The sequence below is a fragment of the Armatimonadota bacterium genome (assembly GCA_017993055.1).
GTDB lineage: Bacteria > Armatimonadota > UBA5829 > DTJY01 > DTJY01 > JAGONM01.
In genome coordinates, this window is sequence record JAGONM010000025.1 from 16,418 (window position 1) to 37,141 (window position 20,724).

A 20,724-nucleotide genomic window follows, 5' to 3' on the forward strand; every position below is an offset into this window, starting at 1 on the left:
TCAGCCGCAGGACCAACATGCGTGTCCCGCGGCTCTTCGGTCGTTAGAGTTGCGAACCGGAAGAGTAGATGTTAGTCCCAGTTGCTGGGGATTGGAGAAGATATCATGGAACAGATCGTGCCTCGGATTGAGATGCTGCAGCAAAAGGATAACTACGGCAAGTTCGACATGGAGCCGCTCGACAGAGGGTTCGGCGTCACTCTCGGAAACGCCCTGCGCCGGGTGCTGCTCTCCTCGATAACCGGGGCTGCCATCACATCCGTCAAGATTGACGGCGTGTTGCACGAGTTTTCCACCATACCCGGGGTCAAAGAGGACACAACGGAACTCATTCTGAATTTGAAAGATATCCATGTGAGGGTGGAGCGTGACGGATCGGCGAAGGAGCCGAAGACGATCTGGATTGATCTCAAAGGCGCGGGCGAGGTGACCGGCGCCGACATCCGCACTCCGGCCGGAGTCGAGGTGGTCAATCCCGAGGCATATATTGCCACTATCAGCGACGAGAAGGCATCCCTCTCAATGGAGATGACTGTCGAACTCGGCAAGGGGTACGTGCTGCCCGAGAAGCAGGAGAAGGTGAAGCCCACGATCGGTGTTATACCGGTCGGCGCAGCCTTCACGCCCGTGACCAGGGCCAACTTCATCGTCGAGCCGACCCGTGTCGGCCATAGGTCGGACTACGATCGGCTGGTGCTCGAGATCTGGACCAACGGCACAATCCTCCCGATCGAGGCCCTCGGAGAGGCCTCGAGGATTCTCGACAGGCAGGTGCGGCTGTTCATGGACTTCGCCGGAGGTGGGGTCGGAGACGCATTCGACGGCGACGATATCTACGGTGATGATTCCGAGATGAGAGCCCCGGAAGCCCGGATCGAGGAACTCGATTTCTCGGTGCGCACCTACAACTGTCTGAAGAAGGCCAATGTCCTTACAATCGGTGAACTCGTGCAGATCAGCGAACCCGAACTGATGGGCATAAGAAACTTCGGACGAAAGTCGCTGAACGAGGTCAAGGAGAAACTGGAGCAGATGGGTCTGAGCCTCAGGAGCGGTGGGGACGAACAAGCATTGGCGCAGGAGACCGTCGCCGCAGAGGTGGTCGAGGCGGACTCCGGAACTGACGAAGTTCCCGCAGAGGCCGGCTCCTCCGCTTAAAGATACTGCAGGAAAGGGATTGTAATCATGCGACACAGAGTTGCGGGACGAAAATTCGGGTTGCCGAGCGGTCAGCGGAGAGCGCTGCTCAAGGGATTGGTGCGCGCCCTAATCGAGCGGGGCGAGATTCGCACCACTGAGACCAGGGCCAAAGACGTCCGCGCAGTCGCCGAGAAAGTCATAACCGTTGCCAAGACCAACGACTTGCACTCTCGAAGGCTCGCCCGCCGCGTGCTGAACGATGAGGGCCTGGTGAAGGTCCTGTTCGATACCGTCGCCCCCAAGTTCTCGGGCAAACCGGGCGGATACACCCGCATCACGAAGATCGGCTTCCGGAGGGGTGACGCCGCGCCGATGGTCAAGCTGGAGCTTGCTGCCGACTGATCCGAGGCGTAGGTGCGCAACGTCAAGGCAACGATTGAGTACGACGGAACGGGTTTTTTCGGGTTTCAGAAGCAGTCGTCCGTGCGCACGGTTCAGGGCGAGCTGGAGTACGCTGCAGCGTCCGTCTTCGGCGAGCGAGTTTCAGTCATCGGAGCGGGCAGGACGGACGCCGGTGTGCATGCAGTCGGGCAGGTGGTCAGTTTCAAGGTGCCGGGACCGATCCCGACGGCCAACTTGGTTTGTGTGCTGAATGACCGGATGCCTGCGGATTTGTGCATAAGGCGCTGTGTCGAAGTAGATGAGAGTTTCCATGCCAGGCGCTCGGCGCTGTCCCGGACCTACGTGTACACCGTTCTGAGCCGGGAGGAACCGGCCGCGATTCTTGGGCGGTACGCGTGGCAGGTCTCCAAGCCGCTCGACGTGGATCTGATGCAGGAAGCGGCGCAGGCGTTAGTCGGAACGAGGGATTTCGCTTCATTCGGTATGCCCATGCGTATCGGAGAAAGCACTGTCAGGCGCGTAATAGGTGTCGGGGCGCTGCGACAAGGGGACGCGATTCGGTTTGTGATCAAGGCCAATGCATTCCTGCGGGGCATGGCAAGAGCGATCGTTGGCGCTCTTGTCGAGGTTGGGCAGGGCAAACGGCGAATCGAGAGTCTTCCGGCGATGATCGAAGCATGCGACAGGCGGGCGGCGGGAGTGATCGCTCCCCCGCAAGGGCTCTGTCTCACCAAGGTGGAATACTGAGGAGATAAGGCAATATGAGGACCTACACGGCAAAGCCGAATGAAATCGAGAGAAAGTGGTACGTGGTAGACGCTGAGGGCAAGCCTCTGGGTCGTCTCGCCTCGCAGGTGGCCAAAATTCTGCGCGGTAAGCACAAACCGATCTTTACCCCTCACGTTGACACCGGCGACCACGTCATCATCATAAACGCGGACAAGGTGAAGCTGACCGGGCGCGGCAAGCCTGAGGCGAAGATTTACCGGCACACCCAGTACCCGGGTGGCATTCGCAGCACGACGTACGGCAAGATGCTGGAGGACAAGCCCGAAGGCCTGATCACGCGCGTCGTCAAGGGCATGCTCCCGCACAACTCGCTCGGCGCAAGCATGCTGAAAAAGTTGAAGGTCTACAGGGGCGCTGAGCATCCCCATGCGGCCCAGCAGCCCGAAGTGCTTGAGATCTTGGAGGACAAATCGTAGTGGCAAACGAAGCTAGATACTACGCTACGGGTCACAGGAAGAACGCCACGGCGAAGGTGTGGCTCACGCCCGGCACGGGAACTATCACCATCAACGGTCGGACCGCAGGCGATTATCTCGGCCGCCGGACGCTTGAGATGCTGATTGTGCAGCCTCTGGACGCCGTCGAGGCCGGCGGACGGTTCGACATCCGTGCCGACGTGCTGGGCGGAGGTATCTCCGGTCAGGCTGGGGCCATTCGCCACGGCATCTCCAAAGCTCTGCTCGAGGCGGATCCCGAGTTCCGGAAGGTGCTTCGCCGCCAGGGTTTCCTGACGAGAGATCCGAGAGTGAAGGAGCGCAAGAAATACGGTCTCAAGAGGGCCCGCCGCGCGTTCCAGTTCTCGAAGCGCTAACAGCGCATATCCCGGGCCGGTTTCACCTGAGGCCGGCCCGAGTGGAACACAGTGAGGGGTCTTCGTCGTCCATACAAATACATTCGGCCTGCCATTTTCCCCGGCGGCGCCGCATTTCCGGTGGATCACGCAAATCGGCGAGCTGCATTCCTGCGGCATCCAGCCGATAATGACTGAAGGGAGCGCGTTTGTATGGTTAGCGCTTGCTGATTCGGGGAATGATCACTTGGCAGGCGTGTTTGGGGGCAACTTATGACGAGAAGTTCCATACTGCACGGAGCGATTGCGCTGGTCTTTATTCTCACCTGCGCCGCTGGCGTTGGTGCCGCGCCGGAGCGGACGCTCAACGTCACGCTCGACCCGCCGGCCGCCTCACAGGACGACATGCGCCTGAAGCATGAGACTACCGGCGCAACGAAGGCTGGCTCGGGGAAACTGGCGGCGTCTCAGCAGTACCAGGCTCAGACTCAGACGAAGTCCTCCGGCCCCCAGAAGCCGATCGGGCGAGTTGGAGTGATCACAGCCTCCAAGGCGGATATCAAGTCCGCGCCCGGTTCGAGATCCTCCACCTACTACACATGCCCGAAGGACGCCTACATTGCCGTCATCGGCGAGAACCGCGACTGGTACGGCGTGCTGATGTCGAACGGCAGCACGGGCTGGATCGCGAAGAAATGCGTCAGTCTTCTCGATTACCAGGTCGTGGGCAGCCAGACGCAGGCCAACACCGCGGGTGGTGCGATCATTGACACCGCGATGAAGTACGTCGGCATCCCCTACGTCTGGGGTGGTTACTCTCTCAGCGGGCTGGACTGTTCGGGCTTTGTAAAGGCCGTCTTTGCGAGCCACGGCATCAACTTGCCGAGAGTGTCGCGCGATCAGGCTAACGTCGGCGCCGCAGTGCCCTTTGACCAGCTTCAGGCGGGCGATCGGTTGTACTTCGCCTGTAAGGGTTCGGTGGTGGACCACACCGGTATCTATATGGGCAACGGCATGTTCATCCATGCGTCCGGTTCGCGGGGCGGAGTCGGGGTGGACGATCTTGTAAACTCGCGTTATGCGGCCTGGCTCGTCGCCGCACGCAGATGACAGACCGCGCTCGGACGCGCATTTGACTGGTTTTTCCGGGCCGGAGCATTCTGCTCCGGCCCTTTGTGTTTGCCAAACGGATACCCGTGTGCTATCATTCTGGCTTGGGAGATCCCGATGAGTTTCAGACAGACAGAGGGCTCGGTGACTGCTCCTAAGGGGTTTCTTGCCGCAGGGGTCCGAGCCGGCATAAAGGAACAGGGTGACGATCTCGCGCTGATCGTGTCGGAGCATCCGGCTTCCGCCGCCGGGGTGTTCACGACTAACCTGATGAAGGCCGCGCCGGTGCTGCTTGACCAGGCGCGCCTGCCGAGGGCAACCGCGCGCGCAATCATCGCGAACAGCGGCAATGCGAACGCCTGTACCGGGGATGGCGGCCGCACGGATGCTCTGCGGATGGCCAGGGAGACGGCTAGTCTTCTCGAAGTGCCTGAGGAGGACGTCTTGGTCTGTTCGACGGGCATCATCGGGCGGCGGCTGCCGATGGATTCCATCCTCGCGGGCCTGGCATCCGCGAAAGAGGCCCTGAGCGACACAGGAGGGGAATCGGCCGCCCGGGCGATCATGACGACCGATTCGAAGCCGAAGACCGCGTGCGTGGAGTTGGATCTTCCCGGCGGAATCGTGCGAATCGCGGGAATGGCCAAGGGGGCCGGCATGATCTGCCCGAACATGGCGACCATGCTCGCGTTTGTCACCACGGACGCTGCTCTGTCGCCCGATATACTGCAGGGATGTCTGTCCGAATCCGTGGAGAAGTCATTTAACTGCCTGACCGTTGACGGCGACGGGAGTACGAATGACAGTGTGATCATCCTGGCAAATGGCGCCGCCGGATATCCTCCGCTCGGCGCTGGGAGTGCCGAACTAAAGAAGTTCCAGGATGCTCTCGATGTGGTTACTGTGTGTCTCGCGAAGCAGATCGCTCTCGATGGCGAGGGCGCGACGAAGCTGATCGAGGTCAGGGTTGAGGGTGCGCGATCCTTTCAAGACGCCCGTCAGGTGGCGATGGCGGTTGCCAACTCACCTCTTGTCAAGACCGCCGTGTTCGGCAGTGACCCGAACTGGGGCAGGGTGCTTGCGGCCGCCGGACGCGCCGGGGTTGATTTCGATCCCTCCGAGATGCGGCTGAACTTCGGTCCGATCATGCTGGTCGAGGATGGAGAGCCGGTCGACTTCCCGGAGGCGCAGGCGCACGACTATCTGCGTGGCCGGGAGATTCTTGTGACTCTGCGAATCGGCAGTGGGCCTGGCGAGGCGACGGTCTTCACCTGCGATTTCTCGTACGACTATATCCGCATCAACGCGGAATACCATACGTAAGACGGAGCACGGAAACACGGACGCAGAGGGAGATCACGGAGACGGCTTCACTGGAGACGCAGTGTCCTCCTTCGGTTCCCGTGCTTCCGCATCCTCCGGGAGGCTGCAATGGAAAAGGCCATCGAGCAGGCCGAGATTCTCGTTCAGGCGCTGCCGTACATCCAGCGGTATTCGGGGCAGACGATAGTCATCAAGTATGGCGGCAATGCGATGGTCAACCCCGAGTTGAAGGAAGCTGTCATGCGCGACATCGTGCTCATGCACTGCGTCGGTATGAGGCCAGTGCTGGTTCACGGTGGTGGCCCGGAGATCAGCGAGATGATGAGGAAAATGGGCAAGGAGTCCTCATTCGTCGGCGGTTTGCGCGTTACGGATGCCGAGACGATGGAAATCGTCGAGATGGTGCTCGCCGGGAAGACCAACAAAGGCATCGTCGCGCTGATCAACCGGCAGGGTGGCAAGGCAGTCGGCCTGAGCGGTAAGGATGCCGACCTGTTTGTCGCAGAGAAGGTTATCTCAGAAGAAGGTGACCTTGGGTTCGTCGGCGACGTAGTCGAGATGAATACCGGCATCGTTCAGACTCTGATCCGAGAGGCGTACATACCCGTCATATCGTCGGTCGCGGTAGGTCGGGACGGTGAGTCCTACAATATCAACGCTGACCACGTTGCCGGCACGCTTGCGGCGGCGCTAAGTGCCTCGAAGCTGATCATGCTTACCGATGTGCGCGGCATCTATCGGGATTTCCAGGACAAGTCCAGCCTGATCTCGTCGCTGACGCCTGACGAAGCGCGCGGCCTTATCGCATCGGGTGTAGTAGACTCGGGGATGATACCCAAGGTCGAGGCATGTGTTACCGCGTTGGCGGGCGGCGTCGAGCGTGCGCACGTCATTGACGGCACGCTGCCTCATGCTCTCCTGATGGAGGTCTTTACGGACAGAGGTATCGGCACTATGGTAGCTGCTGAGGTTGACATTTGACTGCAACATCTGTAGAATAGAGCCATAATCGGGATGTCAGAGCGGATGGACATGAAAAAGCCGATCTGCATGACAACAGAATACGGCGATTCGGCGTAACACAAGGCAGAAGCACGACTCTGCCTTTTTTCGTTTCTGTGCTTCGCCGACAGGCGATAGCATGGCAGGAGAGGACCAACAGCGGTGAAACCCGGACTCGACATAGATACCCGTTCGGTGATCCGAATGAGCGACGACTACCTGATGAACACGATCGCGCGCCAGCCCGTCGTCTTCGTCCGCGGGCAGGGCATGAGGGTTTGGGACGCCGACGGTATGGAGTACCTCGACTTCCTCGCTGGGATCGCCGTCTGCGGGTTGGGTCACTCGCATCCCGCGCTGGTCGATGCCATCTGCAAGCAGGCCGCCGCGCTCATGCACGTCTCGAACCTCTATCACGTCCCGCAGGGTCCGGCGCTGGCGAAGAAGCTTGTCGAGTTGTCCGGCATGGGCAGGGCTTTCCTCTGCAACAGCGGGGCTGAGGCGAACGAGGCTGCCATCAAGTTGGCGCGCAAGTGGTCGAAAGAGAACCGTGGCCCGGAGAAGTTCGAGATCATCACGACCGAGGGCTCGTTCCACGGTCGAACCCTGACAACCGTCACCGCGACGGGACAGCCGAAGTATCATCAAGGCTTTGAGCCGCTCGTTCCCGGGTTCAGGTATGTGCCGTACAACGACGTCGCCGCCTTGGAGTCCGCGATCGGGGAGAACACCTGCGCCGTCATGCTCGAGCCGATACAGGGCGAGAGCGGAGTTCATCCGGCGTCGCAGGAGTACATGCAGGCGATCAGACGCATCTGCGATGCTCGGGGTCTTCTGCTAATCCTGGATGAAATCCAGACTGGACTTGGGAGGACCGGCAAGTGGTTCGGCTTCGAGCACTACGGCATCAAGCCCGACATCATAAGCCTGGCGAAGACCCTGGGTGGTGGGTTCCCGATAGGCGCATGTCTCGCAACCGGCGAGGTTGCCACCGGCTTCCGCCCGGGGAACCACTCGTCCACCTTCGGTGGCAATCCTCTCGCGTGCGCTGCCGGCTTGGCCGCTGTGCAGGCCATCGAGGACGAGGGACTCGTAGAGAACTCGGCGGAGGTCGGCGCATACTTCCGCGATGCGCTCATGCGTCTAAGAGATAAGAGGGACGATATAGGGGAGATAAGGGGCATTGGCCTGATGCTTGCGATGGAGATGAACCGCGGCGACGCCCCGGAGATCGCGGCACAGTGTCTGCGGGATGGACTCATCGTCAATGCGATCGGCCGTAGTATCATCCGGTTCCTGCCGCCGCTGATCGCGACCAAGTCCGATGTTGACTCCGCCCTTCGCACTATGAGCGGGGTCTTGGATAAGTAGAAGTTCAGCGATTTCTCTACAGGAGGAAACATCAGCATGTGGAGACAACTCACTCAGCACGCCAGGAAGGCTATCTTCCTGGCCCAACAGGAAGCCGAGAAGCTTGGCTACAATAGCGTGGGTCCGGAGCACCTGCTCCTCGCGCTCATCCGCGAGGACGACTGCGTCGCGGCGAGTCTGCTCGAGCGTCTGGGCATTGACCTCGGCACCCTGAAATCCGAGGTCATGAAGATCGTTTCGCGGGGTACGGACCACATCGGCGATGACATGCAGTTGACGACGGAAGCGAAGCGAGCGGTGGACCAGGCCTTCAACGAAGGCCGTCGGCTCAACGATGAATGGATCGGCACGGAGCATCTGCTTCTTGGTCTGGCCGGAGATACCGGCGGCGTGGCGTCGTCGGTTCTGAATCGGCTCGGCGCTGATCAGCCCGCGATCCTCGATCAGTTGCGCAATCTTCAGGCGGGAAGACTGCCGTTTGGTCGGGCGAACGGCAACGAGTCAGCGTATCTGCAGGGCTGATCGGAGGGGGCGGACAGACATCATGTGGCAGCGGTTCACAACGAAGGCACGGGAGGCCGTGTTCTATGCTCAGGAAGAGGCAGGATCGGTCGGATGCGACACGGTTGAACCCGATCACCTGTTGCTCGGCATGCTGCGTAGAAAGGACTCCTCTGCAGCGCGCATACTCAGTCAACTGGGCGTGAATCTGGAGAAGCTCGGAAATGATGTCAGACGCGGTGTCAAGAGAGGCTGCGGGAGGACAGGAAGCGACATGCAGCTGTCCGCCGCCTGCAAGCGTGCCATTGATCTGACGTATGAGGAATCCCGTCGGCTGAACTGCGATTATATCGGTACCGAGCATCTACTCCTCGGGCTTCTGCGAGATGCCGGACAATCAGCGGCGCTTGCGCTGGTCAAAGCCGGTGCCGATCTCGAGAGAGCGCGACACATTCTGGTAGGTGGAGAGCATGTGGAAACTGAGACCAAGATGGACGTCAAACTGATGACAGAAGAGATGCGCGGTCGTGACCTGCTCTCCATACGGGATCTCAACGTCACCGAAGTCTGGAAGACCTTCGAGGTCGCGAAGGCGCTCAAAAGCCGGTCGCTTCGGTATCAGGCGGACAACCCGGTCCTTCCTGGCAAGACGCTCGCGATGATATTCGAAAAGCCGTCCCTGCGGACCAGGGTGAGCTTCGAAACAGGGATGACTCAGCTCGGCGGTCACGCGATTTACATCCAGCCGTCCGACATTCAGCTCGGCACGCGGGAGAGCATCCCCGATGCGGCTCGAAACCTCGAGCGGATGGTGCAGGGCATCATGGCGCGGGTGTTCTCGCACCAAACGGTCGTGGACCTGGCTAAGCATGCCGACATACCGGTGATCAACGGCCTCTCCGACCTGGAGCACCCTTGCCAGGCGCTGGCCGATTTTCTTACAATATACGAGAAGAAGGGCGAGCTAAAGGGTCTCAAGGTGGCGTACATCGGCGATGGCAGCAGCAACACATGTCACAGCCTCATGCTCCTTGCGGCGAAGCTCGGCGCCAACTTCGCAGTCGGCAGCCCCGAGGGATATGAGCCGGACACGGCGGTTCATCTCTCCGCGAAACGCGATGCGGAGGAGACCGGCGCCGCGATCGTTATCACAACTGATCCGGTTGAGTCGGCGAGGGATGCCGACGTGATCTATACCGATGTGTGGACGAGTATGGGGCAGGAGGCGGAACGCGAGGTGCGCCTCTCGATCTTCCGGCCGTATCAGGTTAACCAGGCGCTCGTTGACTCGGCGAAGGGCGATGTGATAGTCCTGCACTGCCTGCCCGCGCATCGGGGCGAGGAGATCACCGACGAGGTGATTGACGGGCCGCACTCGGTCGTTTTTGACCAGGCGGAGAACCGCCTCCACGCGCAGAAGGCGGTCATGGCCTTGGTGATGTAGCGGAGAGGAAAGAACAATGAAGAAGGTTGTACTCGCATATTCCGGGGGACTCGACACGTCGGTCTGCATACCGATGATGAAGGAGGACTACGGATTCGACCATATCGTCACTGTCACGGCGGATGTCGGTCAGCCGCCTGATGACATCAAGCAAGCAGAGGAGCGCGCCGCCGCACTGGGCACTGAGCATTACACCATTGATGCCAGGGCCGAGTTCGTGACGGACTACTGCTTCCCGTCTGTAAAGGCTAACGGCGACTACCAGGGCTATCCGCTGAGCACGTCTATCGCGCGGCCGCTGATCGCCGTCAAGAGCGCCCAGATAGCCCGGAAGGTCGGTGCGGACGCCTTCTGCCACGGATGCACCGGCAAGGGCAACGACCAACTCCGGTTCGAGTTCGTGTGGCGCACGATGTGCCCCGACCTGCCGATCATAGCCCCGATGCGGGAGCACAACTACACCCGCACCGAGGAGATCGAGTACGCCAGGGAGCACGGCGTTCCGATCGCGCAGACCGTCGAGAAGATCTGGAGCATCGACGAGAACCTGTGGGGTCGCTCGATCGAGGGTGGACACCTCGAGGAGCCGAACTATACTCCGCCGGAGGAGATTTTCACCTGGACGAAGAGCCTTGCGGACAGCCGTGCCGAGCCCGAAGTGGTCGAGTTCACCTTTGACAAGGGCTCGCCGGTGGCTGTCAATGGCAAGGCCATGGACCCCGTCGGACTCGTCAAGGCAGCTCATGAGATCGCCGGCCGGAACGGGGTGGGGCGCGTGGACGTCATGGAGGACCGGATGCTCGGCCTGAAGGTCCGGGAGAACTACGAGTGCCCGGCGGCGGTGATCCTCATCATGGCCCACAAGGCGCTGGAGAGCCTCGTCTGCACCAAGGACGAGCGGCAGTTCAAGACGATGGTCGACCAGAAGTGGGGCGAGCTTGCCTATGCCGGGCTCTGGTTCGACCCGCTCAAAGAAGACCTCGAAGCGTTCATCAACAGGATCCAGGACCGCGTGACCGGCACGGTGCGCCTGCAGCTCTTCAAGGGCGGCGCGAAGGTCGAGGGACGAAGCAGCAAGTTCGCGCTCTACTCCGAGGACCTGGCATCGTTCGATACCAAGACGTTCGACCAGAGCGAGATGACCGGAGCCGTAAAGATTCACGGCCTTCAGTCGCGCATGTACTGGTCGCTGATGAAGAAGGACTGACAATGTCGAAGCTCTGGGGCGGTCGGTTCAGCAAGGCCACTTCCAAGGATGTCGATCGGTTCAATGCATCCATCGGGTTCGACTCCCGGCTCTGGGAGTTCGACATCGAGGGGAGCATCGCGCACGCCACCATGCTTGGCGAGTGCGGCATCATCCCCGCCGAGGATGCACATAGCATCGTGAACGGTCTGAAGGCAATCGAGGTGGATATCCGCGCCGGGAAGGTCGAGTTCGACATCTCGGCCGAGGACATCCACATGAACATCGAGAAACTCCTCCATGAGCGGATCGGTGAAGTCGCCGGCAAGCTTCATACCGCGCGCAGCAGGAACGATCAGGTAGCTCTCGACCTGCGCATGTACGTCAAGGCTCAGATCAGGGTGCTCGATCGCGCGCTCCAGAACGTCCAGAAGACGTTGATAGATGCCGCGGAGAATCATCTCGACGACATCATGCCGGGTTATACGCATCTGCAGCACGCCCAGCCTGTCCCGCTCGCGCACCACCTGCTCGCTTACGTGTGGATGTTCGAGCGCGACCGGGGGCGTTTCGAGGACTGCTACACCCGCACGGATGTCATGCCGCTGGGATCGGGTGCCATGGCCGGGACCTCCTTCCCGCTGAACCGGCATCGGGTGGCCGAGATGCTCGGTTTCAACAAGGTGAGTGAGAACAGCATGGACGCCGTCTCGGCGCGGGACTTCGCCGTCGAGTTCCTGAGCGCCTGTGCGATCACGTCAATGCATATGTCTCGCTTTGCTGAGGAGCTCGTCATCTGGAACACCCGCGAGTTCGGTTTCGTGGAACTCGACGATTCGATGGCGACCGGCAGCAGCTTGATGCCTCAGAAGAAGAATCCCGACGTTCCGGAACTGATCCGCGCCAAGACCGGACGGGTCTACGGCGATCTGATGTCGCTGCTGACTATGCTGAAGGGACTTCCGCTAACGTATAATAAGGACCTTCAGGAGGACAAGGAGGCAATCTTCGACGCGGCGGACACGGTTTCCGACTGCCTGAAGATGCTCGACCTCGTGATCGGCTCGACTGAGTTCCGTACCCAGCGCATGAAGCAGACCCTTGAGGCTGACTTCTCAAACGCGGTGGATCTCGCCGACTATCTCGTGCGCAGGGGGGTGCCGTTCCGTTCGGCCCACGAGATCGTGGGCCGACTAGTGGCCTACTGCTTGGAGAGCGGGAGATCGTTCGAGAACCTGTCGCTGGAGGAACTGAACCGGTTTTCGGATCAGTTCGACAGCACCGATGCCGTCTCATCGGTCGAGAGCAGTGTTGCGGCCAGGGGCGTCTACGGCTCGACGGGCAGGGAGGAGATTCTGCAGCAGCTCGAGGCGGCAAAGAAGCTGCTGACTTAGCCTGCCGTCTGGTATACTTAGCAGCAACGGCCCTCGTCCGTCTGGAGGATCGAGGGCCGTTCTTGCATCAGGTTGGCCGTTGCCGAACTATGGTGCCTGCTTGGCGGCCTCGGCTAGATCCGCGGCCGTCACGATGATCTGCGCGGAATTGCTGTACCAGTTGCTTCCGCCGGCTGCGGATGAAAGCTGTCTCATGACCGTCAGCCCTATGAAACTGCCGTCCAGGGCAAATATGCTGGAGCCCATGTCGAGTCCCTGATCGGGTACCGCGAAGAACCTCGGCTTCTCGACGATTGTCTCGATGCGGTCGAGCGAAGCCGCCACCGCGCGGTTGACCGCCACTCCCTGCCTCGAGAGCGCGATCACCGGGTCAAGCAACTCGGGCTTGGATCCCTTCGAAAGGTCAACCGCCAACACGTTAGTGGCCATCTTGGTCAGGGGCCTTATGAAGGCAAGATCGAGCTCCTTGTCCCTGATCATCACTGCGGCGGGAATCTCCTTGGAGTCGCCCATTCGTATCTTCACCTCAGTGATCTCGGTGGTGACCTGGTACTTTTCCGCCTCGCCGCCCAGGTAGTCCGCCATGGACTCCTCGGGGCTGATCTCAGAGAGAGGCGTTACCACCAGCCCCGACGGGTCAATCAGAAGCCCGTTCGCCTCGACCTTGTCCTCCTGCGGGGGTGCCTGCTCGCCCTCGTAGCTCGCGGTCGTTTTCACGACAAGCTGGACTGTCACGATCGCATCCTGCCACTTGCTCACGATCTGCCTGCCGCTCTGCGCGATCTCATCCGCGGAAACAGGGGCGGCGGCAACTGCAATGATCGCCGCCAACAAGACAACTGCCGATACCTTGCCAATCCGTGTCATTACTGCGTCTCCTTTCGAAATGCCGCCACCGGGCGGGGATGTCGAATCAGTCCTGCGGCCATGCCGGCCGCAGCTCTACGAAGGAGTCCGATATGCCGGACCTCACGCTGAAGATGATGCTCTTGGGCTTCCGCTCGGCAATACCTGCGATCTCCGCCTCGAATGCCTTCACGTCCGCCACGGGTTTGCCGTCCACTCCGACGACCAGGCTGCCCACGGACAGCCCGCCCAGGGATGCCCAGCCGCCGCCGGTGACCGAGTCAAGGATTACGCCGGTCTGGGTCTCCGGCCACTGCTTCGAAACTCTATCGAAGAAGCTGATGTCTCTGACCGTGAGCTCGAGGTCGTCGTTTCGGTACTTTTGCATCTCACGCACGAGTTGGGGCGAAGTCACGAGTTCCACGGGGATCGTCATCTCAGCGCCGCCCCGGAGGACTCCGAGATCGGCTGTCGTTCCGATGCGGTACTGACGAACCATGGCCGGGAATACATCGAGGTCCTCCGGCTGGGCGGCGGGAATCGGGGTGCCGTCGAGACTCAAAATGATGTCGCCCACCTTCAGGCCCGCCTTCTCGGCGGTGCTGTTCGAGTATACTTGAGTTACCCTGACGCCAGTGCGGTCCTTCATGCCCAGCGCCTCGGCGATGTCTCGGGTGAGCACCTGAGTCGCCGCTGGCAGCCATGCCTTCTTGACTTCGAGGCCGGGGTCTCTCAGGTCCTGCCGACCGACCTTCACCGCAGTCAGGTACTGGTCGGAGCCGCGCTCAAACGTCACGATAGTCAGGACCGGGGCGTCAGCATTCTCTGTTATCTCCTTAGTAGCGGCGTGGAAGTCCTGCAGATTGGCCACAGGTTTGTCACCGATTCTGACGATGATGTCCTGTTCGATGATCGCCGGCTTCGCGTTGCCTGCCGGGCCTCCCGGCCCGACGCTGGAGACGAGCACCCCGCTCTTCCCGGGGCGCTTCATCTCCTTCGCCTTGAAGAACGTGATGTTGCTGGCACACAGACCCCAATCCTTGAACTCCCTCGGCTTGGCCATTGCGTCCTCACGGTCAACAGGTGTGACCTTGAGGTGCACGTTCCTTCCGTCACGAAGCACGATCGCCTCGACTTCCTTGTCGGCGGGAAGGGACATCAGAAAGTGGTTGAAGATCGGCACCTCTTCCTGGAACGCCACGGTGCAGGGTTTGCCGGCGATTCTCAGAAGTATGTCGCCCGCTCTGAACCCGGCCTTCTCGGCAGGAGAACCGTCCACCGTTCCGCCGATTAGTACACCCTCTTTTCTCTCGGACGATTTCAGGAGAGGTTGTGTCATCAGCCCGAACCAGCTTCTCCTGACCTTGCCATGCTTGATGATCTGATCGGCGACTTCCCTCGCCAGGTTGCCGGGGATGGCTCCGCTGAGCCCGAGGTCTACTTCGTTGATGCCCACGATCTCACCCGTCGCGTTGACGAGCGGCCCGCCGGAGTTCCCGGGGAATATCGCGGCATCATGGGCGATCCAGCGAACGAGCGAGCCGACGCTCTCCCCGTCCAGCACGAGATCAAACCACGAACCGAGTTGTTCAGGTATGACCAGTTCGGTGTTGCTTACCACTCCCATCGTGACGGACTGAGAGAAAGCCAGGGGGCTTCCCATCGCGAATACCCTGTCTCCAACCTTGAGGGTGGACGAGTCTCCGAAACTGGCGGCAGTGAATGTCGTCCTCTCCGCTGGTTTCAGCCTGATCACGGCGATGTCCGACAGTGCGTCGGTTCCCACGAGTTCGGCGTCAATCTCCGACTTGTCGGCCAGGGTGCAGGTGAGCAGCCTGGCGTCGGCGGCCACATGGTGATTTGTGATAACATGCCCTTGCTTCGATATGATTACCCCGCTGCCGACACTCTCGTACTTTATCTCCCGGCCCTGGTCGTAGTCTACAGTGACGACGCTGATCTTTACGAGGGCGGGCTTCACCTTGGCTACTGCTGTCTCGACCGCCCGCCGAAGCGACGCAGAGTCGTCGGCGACAGCTGCGGGTGTGGGTAGTGTGAGGCACATCAGAACGGCGATTGCCGCGAGGGGCGACGTCCTGCGAATGGTGATCTGCATAGGTCCTCCGGTCGGCGCGGGTCTGTGATGAGCCGGATGCCTGTCCGTCTGGGGCAACCCGGATGCTGAAGCGGTCGCGAGCAGGGCGCTGGCGACCCTCGCATGCGATCATGTTGCTAGAATAGACCTCGGGCTGAAGAAAGTCAAGCAGCAAGAGAGGGTCGGATGAGCAAGGGCTCAGGAGGAATCACGCGAACGGGCGTCGCGCATCGCCCGCTGCGCGGAATAGGGCTCGGACCGTCGAGCCGCGCGATGGCTTTCAATTCCCGATCGCCGCAACTGCTTGCTCGGCCGAGATCACGTCGCCGCAGATTTCCAGGCCCGCAAGTCTGTCCATGTGCAGAATCTCCAGCACCTTCTTGACATTCGGCCGTTCGACGACCAGTGAGAGGCGCCCTCCCTGGTCCTGAAGTCGGCGGTATACCACAAGGATCGTGTGAATGCCTGTGCTGTCGAGGTAGGTCACGTCCGAAAGGTCCACGATCACGCCGTCGGGCGATTCGCTCACGGCATGGTCCAGAGCGGCGCGGAACTTCGCGCTGGTCGTGAGGTCAACTTCCCCGGCAACCTTCACCACGTTCGGCTTGCTCTGCGTTACCACAATCTCCATGTCAATGGCCCCCTGAAATCATCGTGAGAATGGTTTCCCGGCCCTTTGAGGCCGATCGCTTGTAGGCACGACAAGCGGCAACTGCTGTGGTGCGGCAGTTGCTGTGAATGGCCACATCCTGTACGTGAGACCTCCGTGTCCGACAGATATACAAGCTGCGCTCGATCAAGAGGTACGGTCATCCGGCGCCAAGGTGGAGGACGGCTTGACCGGTTGCCCGGTCGGCCATATGCCGTGTGCGTCGAATGATCGTGCCTGCCCGACTACAGCACTACCGCATATTATACCAGCGCTTGCCTGATTAGTCAAGTATTATTGCGAGGTTGCTCGCTTGGATAGTTGTAGGTCTAGGACGGCACGAGGCTTGGGATAGGGCTGCCCGCGATACGGGGTGGGGCATTTGCCCGTGCAGCGAAGGAGGACATAACGGTTTCTGCAGAGAATATGGTCGGCGAATGAGGAAGGTGGGACGGCGGTGCGGTCGCGACTCGACTGTCGTTCCGGTCAGACATCTCGTTAAGGGAGGTAGGGATTTGAGTAGAGGCGCTAGTGCTTCCGACTCCGCTTACAGCCATCGCGGCGAGTTGTTCACGGCAAGTTGCATGGCTCTCGTGGTCAGCGCGATCGCATTTGGCATCCGTGGCGATACCCTGGGCGATTTCATGGCCACATTTCACGCCAAACCGGCAGACATCGGCTGGGCCATCACCGGCGCGTTCTGGGGATTCACGATCGCCATCGCCTTCAGTGGCATCGTCTGCGACTGGCTGGGCATGAAGTCTCTCCTGGTGTTCGCTTGGATTCTTCATATGGCGGGCATTGCGGGAACTGTTTTCGCGAACAGCATCATGATGCTGGCGGTTGGCACCCTGCTTATCGGACTCGGAAATGGGTTCATTGAGGGTGCGGTGAATCCGCTGGTCGTCACGCTGTATCCGGACAACAAGACGGCCAAGTTGAACGCCCTGCACGCGTGGTGGCCCGGAGGGATCGTGATCGGAACGGTCATTGCCTACCTTATGACCCAGGTCAGCGCCCTCAACCACTGGGAGTACAAGACGGGCGTCCTGTTCATCCCCACGCTGGTGTACGGCGCAATGTTCATCAAATTGAAACTCCCGCCGACCGAGCGCGTGCAGTCCGGCGTCTCCACCGGGAAGATGTGGAAGTCGGTGTTCTCGCTGTTCCTGGTATTCTGGGTCTGCATGTGGCTCACGGCATTTACCGAGTTGGGCACCAACCAGTGGATCTCTGAGATGTTGAAGGAGTCGGGGGTCAAGGTGGGTACTCTTGTTCTCGGCTGGATCAGCTTCGTGATGCTGATCGGCCGGGTATTCGCCGGCCCGGTCGTTCACAAGCTGAAACCCATCGGCCTCTTGCTCCTCTCATCTGTCATCTCGGTGCTGGGCCTGCTGGCGTTGAGCGTAGCCCAGGGGCCTGCCATGGCGTTTCTGGCTGCCACGGTCTTCTCCGTCGGCGTATGCTATTACTGGCCGACAATGCTCGGATACACATCGGAGCGCTGGCCTGAAGGCGGCGCGTTGGCCATGGGTCTGATGGGTGCTGCCGGTATGGCGTCCGCTGGTTTCGCCCAGCCGATATTCGGTTGGCTCTTCGAAGGCCGAGGGACCTCCGGCTGTCTGCAGGCGGTGGCCATCCTGCCGGCCATTGCGGCCGTCGTCTTCCTGTTCTTCTACCAGGGCCATCGGAAGGAGGGCGGCTATAAGGCCGTCAAGCTGGCTCAGGATAGTCCGGTTGAACCCCAAGGCTGAGAGGCCGCCTGCGACCGTATCGGCAGGTTCATTTCGTTGACGAATCAAATGGGTCCGGCGCGAACCGCGCCGGACCCATTTGCGTCTTCACTCTTCTGCTCGCTTGCTAAAGTCGGGCATTGTTGGGTATAACTGTAGACGCAGGATGGTTGCAGCGCGGCCTGTGTCTGGACAGTGACAATACGCGCGGAGTTGCTCTCATGGCCGAAGGACGTCCGAAGTCGAGTCTGAGAAGGAAGCTGCTGGTCATATTGCTGCTGGCCGTGCTCGCGCCTTCCATATTCGTGTCCACTGCCCTGATTCTGATGAGCATACAGGAACAGCAAGCTGAGGCCCTCTCGGCGCTTGGCGCCCTGGAGGAGACTGTTTCTCAGCAGGCCCTCGATTTTATAGACGATCTCGACTCGTTCCTGACTGGCGTAGGCCGCGATAGGGTCTTCGGCGAGCGGGACAGGCCCGGGCAGATTCTTGTCATGAACCGGTCTCTCGCGCGGATGTCGTTCCTGCGCAGCATGAGCGTGTACTATTCGCCCCGAGAAGTGTTTGCTGCCGTCTCAGCCTCGGATCAGGAGTGGGAGCCGCCCCGGTCCTTGGTTCAGAAAGGCTTCGTCGAAGCCGCAAAGGGCGGCATCTTCGTCAGTAGCGTCCACTACACCCCTGCTAGCGAGGCGCTCGCACTGATCATGTCTCCCATCGGATCATCGGGAGAAACCCCCGTTGGTGCTGTTGCCTGTGTGGTCAGTCTGCGCTTGCTCCAGGAACTGGCCGATGGATTCGGCTCGCAGCCCGATAGAAGCGTGCTCATCGTGGACGGCACGTGCCGGGCGGTGGCGTTTTCTCCATCGTATCCGGATATTGCCGTGGGAGACAGCCTGATGCACCTCCCTCCGGCAAGTCGGCTGATGGGCGATCCGGTTTCTGATGCGGCTGGACACCTGATCTATCGGGATCGTTGGGGAAAGCGTTATCTGGCGGTCTACAGGCGGCTGCCGGTAGTTGGGTGGGGAGTCATCGTAGAGGAAACCGCGACCCCAGCGATGACACCGCCTTATCGGGCGGTGGCGATGGCTCTCGCATGGATGATTATCTCCGTGTTGCTTGTCACGCTGCTCAGCACCTACGTGAGCCGTCGGATCACTCGTCCGCTCAGGCTGCTCCGAGAGGGCGCCGAGTTCATAGGCGCAGGCAACCTGGGACATCGCGTTGCCATAGAGACGGGCGATGAGCTTCAGGAGCTGGCAGCTTCGTGGAACCACACTGCATCGCGTCTCGAAGCCTCGTATAGGGAACTCGAGGACGAACATGACAAGGCACTTATCTCTGCCAAAAGGGCCGACATCCTTCTTCGCATATCCCAGGCGCTTGTTGCGACTCTTCGCGTTGACGAAAGACTCGAGCTGATTGCGGCGAGTTTGGCTGATGTCTGCGGCACCCGCAAGGTGGCGATCTGGCTGATCGAAGATGGACTGGTGAGGCCGACAACCTCCTACGGGCTGTCTGAGGAGGAGGGCGAAGTTTTCGCGAAGTGGGAGACGCCTCTTGAGGATGCCCTGGATCTGACAAAACACATCGTCGCTACCGGGCAGCCGCTGGCCATCGGAAACGCTCCCGAGGACGATCTCGTGCCGACCGAGATGGCCGTCAAGTTCAACGTGAGGTCGCTGCTGGCTCTTCCGATGCTCATCGAGGACGAGGTAATGGGTGTGGCCATCGCATACGAGCCGGGCGCCTCGCGCCCCTTCTCGGACGATCAGGTCTCGATGGCGCAGGCGGTGGCGGTTCAGGCCGCGGTCGCTGTCCATAACGCGCAAGCCTATGAGCGCGAGCGGCATATCGCCTATACCCTGCAGAGGTCCTTCCTGCCGCAGATCCCCCGCCGAATCGGCGGGTTTGAGTTCGCCGACCGGTATGAGGCCGCCCTGACCGAGTCTGAGATCGGCGGTGACTTCTACGATCTGATCCGGCTGACCCCTTCGCGCATCGGCTTCGTCATCGCCGATATCTCTGGCAAGGGATTGAGCGCGGCCGTGCATACCGCCATGATCAAGTATATGCTGCGGGCCTACGCTCTCGACGCCCCGACCCCGGCGGAGCTGGTGAGGCGTCTAAATCGCGCCGTCTGGGCGGACATCGGCGGGCGGATGTTCGTCACGCTCTTCTACGGAGTACTGGATACCGAGAGCAAGGAACTGACTTACGTCAACGCCGGACACGAGCTTCCCATGCTTATGGGGGAAGACCGTGGTCTATGCCACCCGCTGGTGACCACCGGCACCGCACTCGGCATCGTTGCGGACTACGAGTACGGCGAGGAGACGGCGGGGTTCGAGCCTGGCGACGCGCTTCTCCTCTATACGGACGGTGCCACCGATGTCAGGAATGAGGGGCGATTCCTTGGAGTGGAAGGACTTCAGACCCTCTTCTGCAACGCCGCGGGGAGGACCGCGCAGGAGATCGTCGATGCGGTGGAAGCAGGCATTCGCGGTCATGCCGATGGAGAACTGCACGATGATGTTGCGCTGATGGTCATCAAGTACACACGGTCGGGCGATTGACGGCAGTTTGCCGCCCGTCTGCTGCTTCGTTAGCCAATGCGTCATACCGTATCTTAGCCGCAGACGGATGCGCTAAATATTGTGACCGTTCGGTTAACCCGGATGTCGGAGCCTCGCATCGTGCGCGGGTCGGCATAACCGGAGATCACTCTCTGACCAGGGATTTGCGGCCGCCAAACTTGTGGCAGAAAAATCATGGTTCAGCCCCCCACATTTCCTTGACAGCCTCCAGCCTGGGTGATAAAGTCGGTCCTGCGACTGCGAGCCGTCAGACCGTGTGAATCCGAGCGGCTGTTCGGCCCGTCACCACCAAATGCGGCGCCAGCCGTGCTATCGGGTCTATTGAGATGTATGTGGCCGTGCAAGACGCGGT

General features: G+C 60.6%; 18 protein-coding genes. 15 read left to right on the forward strand and 3 right to left on the reverse strand.

Features of this window, described 5'->3' with window-relative positions; genetic code table 11:
- Positions 1-102: 102 nt before the first annotated feature.
- From KBC96_10405 to argH, 13 genes are all read left to right on the forward strand, one after another.
- Positions 103-1,158, forward strand: a complete 1,056-nt coding sequence (locus KBC96_10405) for a DNA-directed RNA polymerase subunit alpha (GenBank protein ID MBP6964807.1) — start codon at positions 103-105, stop codon at positions 1,156-1,158.
- 27 nt (positions 1,159-1,185) lie between these two features.
- Entirely contained in the window at positions 1,186-1,542 is a 357-nt protein-coding gene (gene rplQ / locus KBC96_10410; protein ID MBP6964808.1) for a 50S ribosomal protein L17, read from the forward strand.
- A 12-nt stretch (positions 1,543-1,554) separates the two neighbouring features.
- Entirely contained in the window at positions 1,555-2,289 is a 735-nt protein-coding gene (truA, locus tag KBC96_10415) for a tRNA pseudouridine(38-40) synthase TruA (protein ID MBP6964809.1), read from the forward strand.
- A 14-nt stretch (positions 2,290-2,303) separates the two neighbouring features.
- Complete coding sequence (gene rplM / locus KBC96_10420; GenBank protein MBP6964810.1) at positions 2,304-2,747, forward strand: 50S ribosomal protein L13; 444 nt, start codon at positions 2,304-2,306, stop codon at positions 2,745-2,747.
- Positions 2,747-3,142, forward strand: coding sequence for a 30S ribosomal protein S9 (rpsI, locus tag KBC96_10425; protein MBP6964811.1), 396 nt, complete (start codon positions 2,747-2,749; stop codon positions 3,140-3,142). Before rplM ends, rpsI begins: the two co-directional genes overlap by 1 nt.
- A gap of 384 nt (positions 3,143-3,526) precedes the next feature.
- Positions 3,527-4,231, forward strand: a complete 705-nt coding sequence (locus tag KBC96_10430; protein MBP6964812.1) for a C40 family peptidase — start codon at positions 3,527-3,529, stop codon at positions 4,229-4,231.
- Positions 4,232-4,348: 117 nt separating this feature from the next.
- Positions 4,349-5,554, forward strand: coding sequence for a bifunctional glutamate N-acetyltransferase/amino-acid acetyltransferase ArgJ (gene argJ, locus KBC96_10435; protein MBP6964813.1), 1,206 nt, complete (start codon positions 4,349-4,351; stop codon positions 5,552-5,554).
- A 108-nt stretch (positions 5,555-5,662) separates the two neighbouring features.
- Positions 5,663-6,535, forward strand: coding sequence for an acetylglutamate kinase (argB, locus tag KBC96_10440; GenBank protein MBP6964814.1), 873 nt, complete (start codon positions 5,663-5,665; stop codon positions 6,533-6,535).
- A gap of 201 nt (positions 6,536-6,736) precedes the next feature.
- Positions 6,737-7,927, forward strand: a complete 1,191-nt coding sequence (locus KBC96_10445; GenBank protein MBP6964815.1) for an acetylornithine transaminase — start codon at positions 6,737-6,739, stop codon at positions 7,925-7,927.
- Positions 7,928-7,963: 36 nt separating this feature from the next.
- Positions 7,964-8,449 (forward strand): hypothetical protein, encoded by a 486-nt coding sequence (locus KBC96_10450; protein ID MBP6964816.1) that lies wholly within the window; start codon positions 7,964-7,966, stop codon positions 8,447-8,449.
- A gap of 22 nt (positions 8,450-8,471) precedes the next feature.
- Positions 8,472-9,872: an ornithine carbamoyltransferase gene (argF, locus tag KBC96_10455; protein MBP6964817.1), complete on the forward strand. Its 1,401-nt coding sequence runs from the start codon at positions 8,472-8,474 to the stop codon at positions 9,870-9,872.
- A 16-nt stretch (positions 9,873-9,888) separates the two neighbouring features.
- Positions 9,889-11,079: an argininosuccinate synthase gene (locus KBC96_10460; protein ID MBP6964818.1), complete on the forward strand. Its 1,191-nt coding sequence runs from the start codon at positions 9,889-9,891 to the stop codon at positions 11,077-11,079.
- Between the two features lie 2 nt (positions 11,080-11,081).
- Positions 11,082-12,452, forward strand: a complete 1,371-nt coding sequence (gene argH / locus KBC96_10465) for an argininosuccinate lyase (GenBank protein ID MBP6964819.1) — start codon at positions 11,082-11,084, stop codon at positions 12,450-12,452.
- Between the two features lie 87 nt (positions 12,453-12,539).
- Here argH and KBC96_10470 read toward each other — a convergent pair whose 3' ends face one another.
- From KBC96_10470 to KBC96_10480, 3 genes are all read right to left on the reverse strand, one after another.
- Complete coding sequence (locus tag KBC96_10470) at positions 12,540-13,319, reverse strand: trypsin-like peptidase domain-containing protein (GenBank protein ID MBP6964820.1); 780 nt, start codon at positions 13,317-13,319, stop codon at positions 12,540-12,542.
- Between the two features lie 46 nt (positions 13,320-13,365).
- Complete coding sequence (locus KBC96_10475) at positions 13,366-15,414, reverse strand: PDZ domain-containing protein (GenBank protein ID MBP6964821.1); 2,049 nt, start codon at positions 15,412-15,414, stop codon at positions 13,366-13,368.
- A 259-nt stretch (positions 15,415-15,673) separates the two neighbouring features.
- The gene (locus KBC96_10480; GenBank protein MBP6964822.1) at positions 15,674-16,024 is read right to left on the reverse strand and encodes an STAS domain-containing protein; all 351 of its coding nucleotides are present in this window, start codon (positions 16,022-16,024) and stop codon (positions 15,674-15,676) included.
- A gap of 533 nt (positions 16,025-16,557) precedes the next feature.
- On the opposite strand from KBC96_10480, the gene KBC96_10485 reads away from it, so the two are divergent.
- Together KBC96_10485 and KBC96_10490 are read left to right on the forward strand one after the other, a co-directional pair.
- Complete coding sequence (locus tag KBC96_10485) at positions 16,558-17,796, forward strand: MFS transporter (GenBank protein ID MBP6964823.1); 1,239 nt, start codon at positions 16,558-16,560, stop codon at positions 17,794-17,796.
- A gap of 200 nt (positions 17,797-17,996) precedes the next feature.
- Entirely contained in the window at positions 17,997-20,351 is a 2,355-nt protein-coding gene (locus tag KBC96_10490) for a SpoIIE family protein phosphatase (GenBank protein ID MBP6964824.1), read from the forward strand.
- The last annotated feature ends 373 nt before the right edge of the window (positions 20,352-20,724 follow it).

Bases quoted from the DNA above. Each gene is read 5' to 3' on its own strand.
- KBC96_10470 (MBP6964820.1), bottom strand. From the start codon at position 13,319: ATGACACGGATTGGCAAGGTATCGGCAGTTGTCTTGTTGGCGGCGATC.
- argJ (MBP6964813.1), top strand. From the start codon at position 4,349: ATGAGTTTCAGACAGACAGAGGGCTCGGTGACTGCTCCTAAGGGGTTT.
- KBC96_10430 (MBP6964812.1), top strand. From the start codon at position 3,527: ATGCGCCTGAAGCATGAGACTACCGGCGCAACGAAGGCTGGCTCGGGG.
- rplM (MBP6964810.1), top strand. From the start codon at position 2,304: ATGAGGACCTACACGGCAAAGCCGAATGAAATCGAGAGAAAGTGGTAC.
- KBC96_10460 (MBP6964818.1), top strand. From the start codon at position 9,889: ATGAAGAAGGTTGTACTCGCATATTCCGGGGGACTCGACACGTCGGTC.
- KBC96_10475 (MBP6964821.1), bottom strand. From the start codon at position 15,414: ATGCAGATCACCATTCGCAGGACGTCGCCCCTCGCGGCAATCGCCGTT.
- argB (MBP6964814.1), top strand. From the start codon at position 5,663: ATGGAAAAGGCCATCGAGCAGGCCGAGATTCTCGTTCAGGCGCTGCCG.
- argH (MBP6964819.1), top strand. From the start codon at position 11,082: ATGTCGAAGCTCTGGGGCGGTCGGTTCAGCAAGGCCACTTCCAAGGAT.
- argF (MBP6964817.1), top strand. From the start codon at position 8,472: ATGTGGCAGCGGTTCACAACGAAGGCACGGGAGGCCGTGTTCTATGCT.
- rplQ (MBP6964808.1), top strand. From the start codon at position 1,186: ATGCGACACAGAGTTGCGGGACGAAAATTCGGGTTGCCGAGCGGTCAG.
- KBC96_10490 (MBP6964824.1), top strand. From the start codon at position 17,997: ATGGCCGAAGGACGTCCGAAGTCGAGTCTGAGAAGGAAGCTGCTGGTC.
- KBC96_10480 (MBP6964822.1), bottom strand. From the start codon at position 16,024: ATGGAGATTGTGGTAACGCAGAGCAAGCCGAACGTGGTGAAGGTTGCC.
- KBC96_10450 (MBP6964816.1), top strand. From the start codon at position 7,964: ATGTGGAGACAACTCACTCAGCACGCCAGGAAGGCTATCTTCCTGGCC.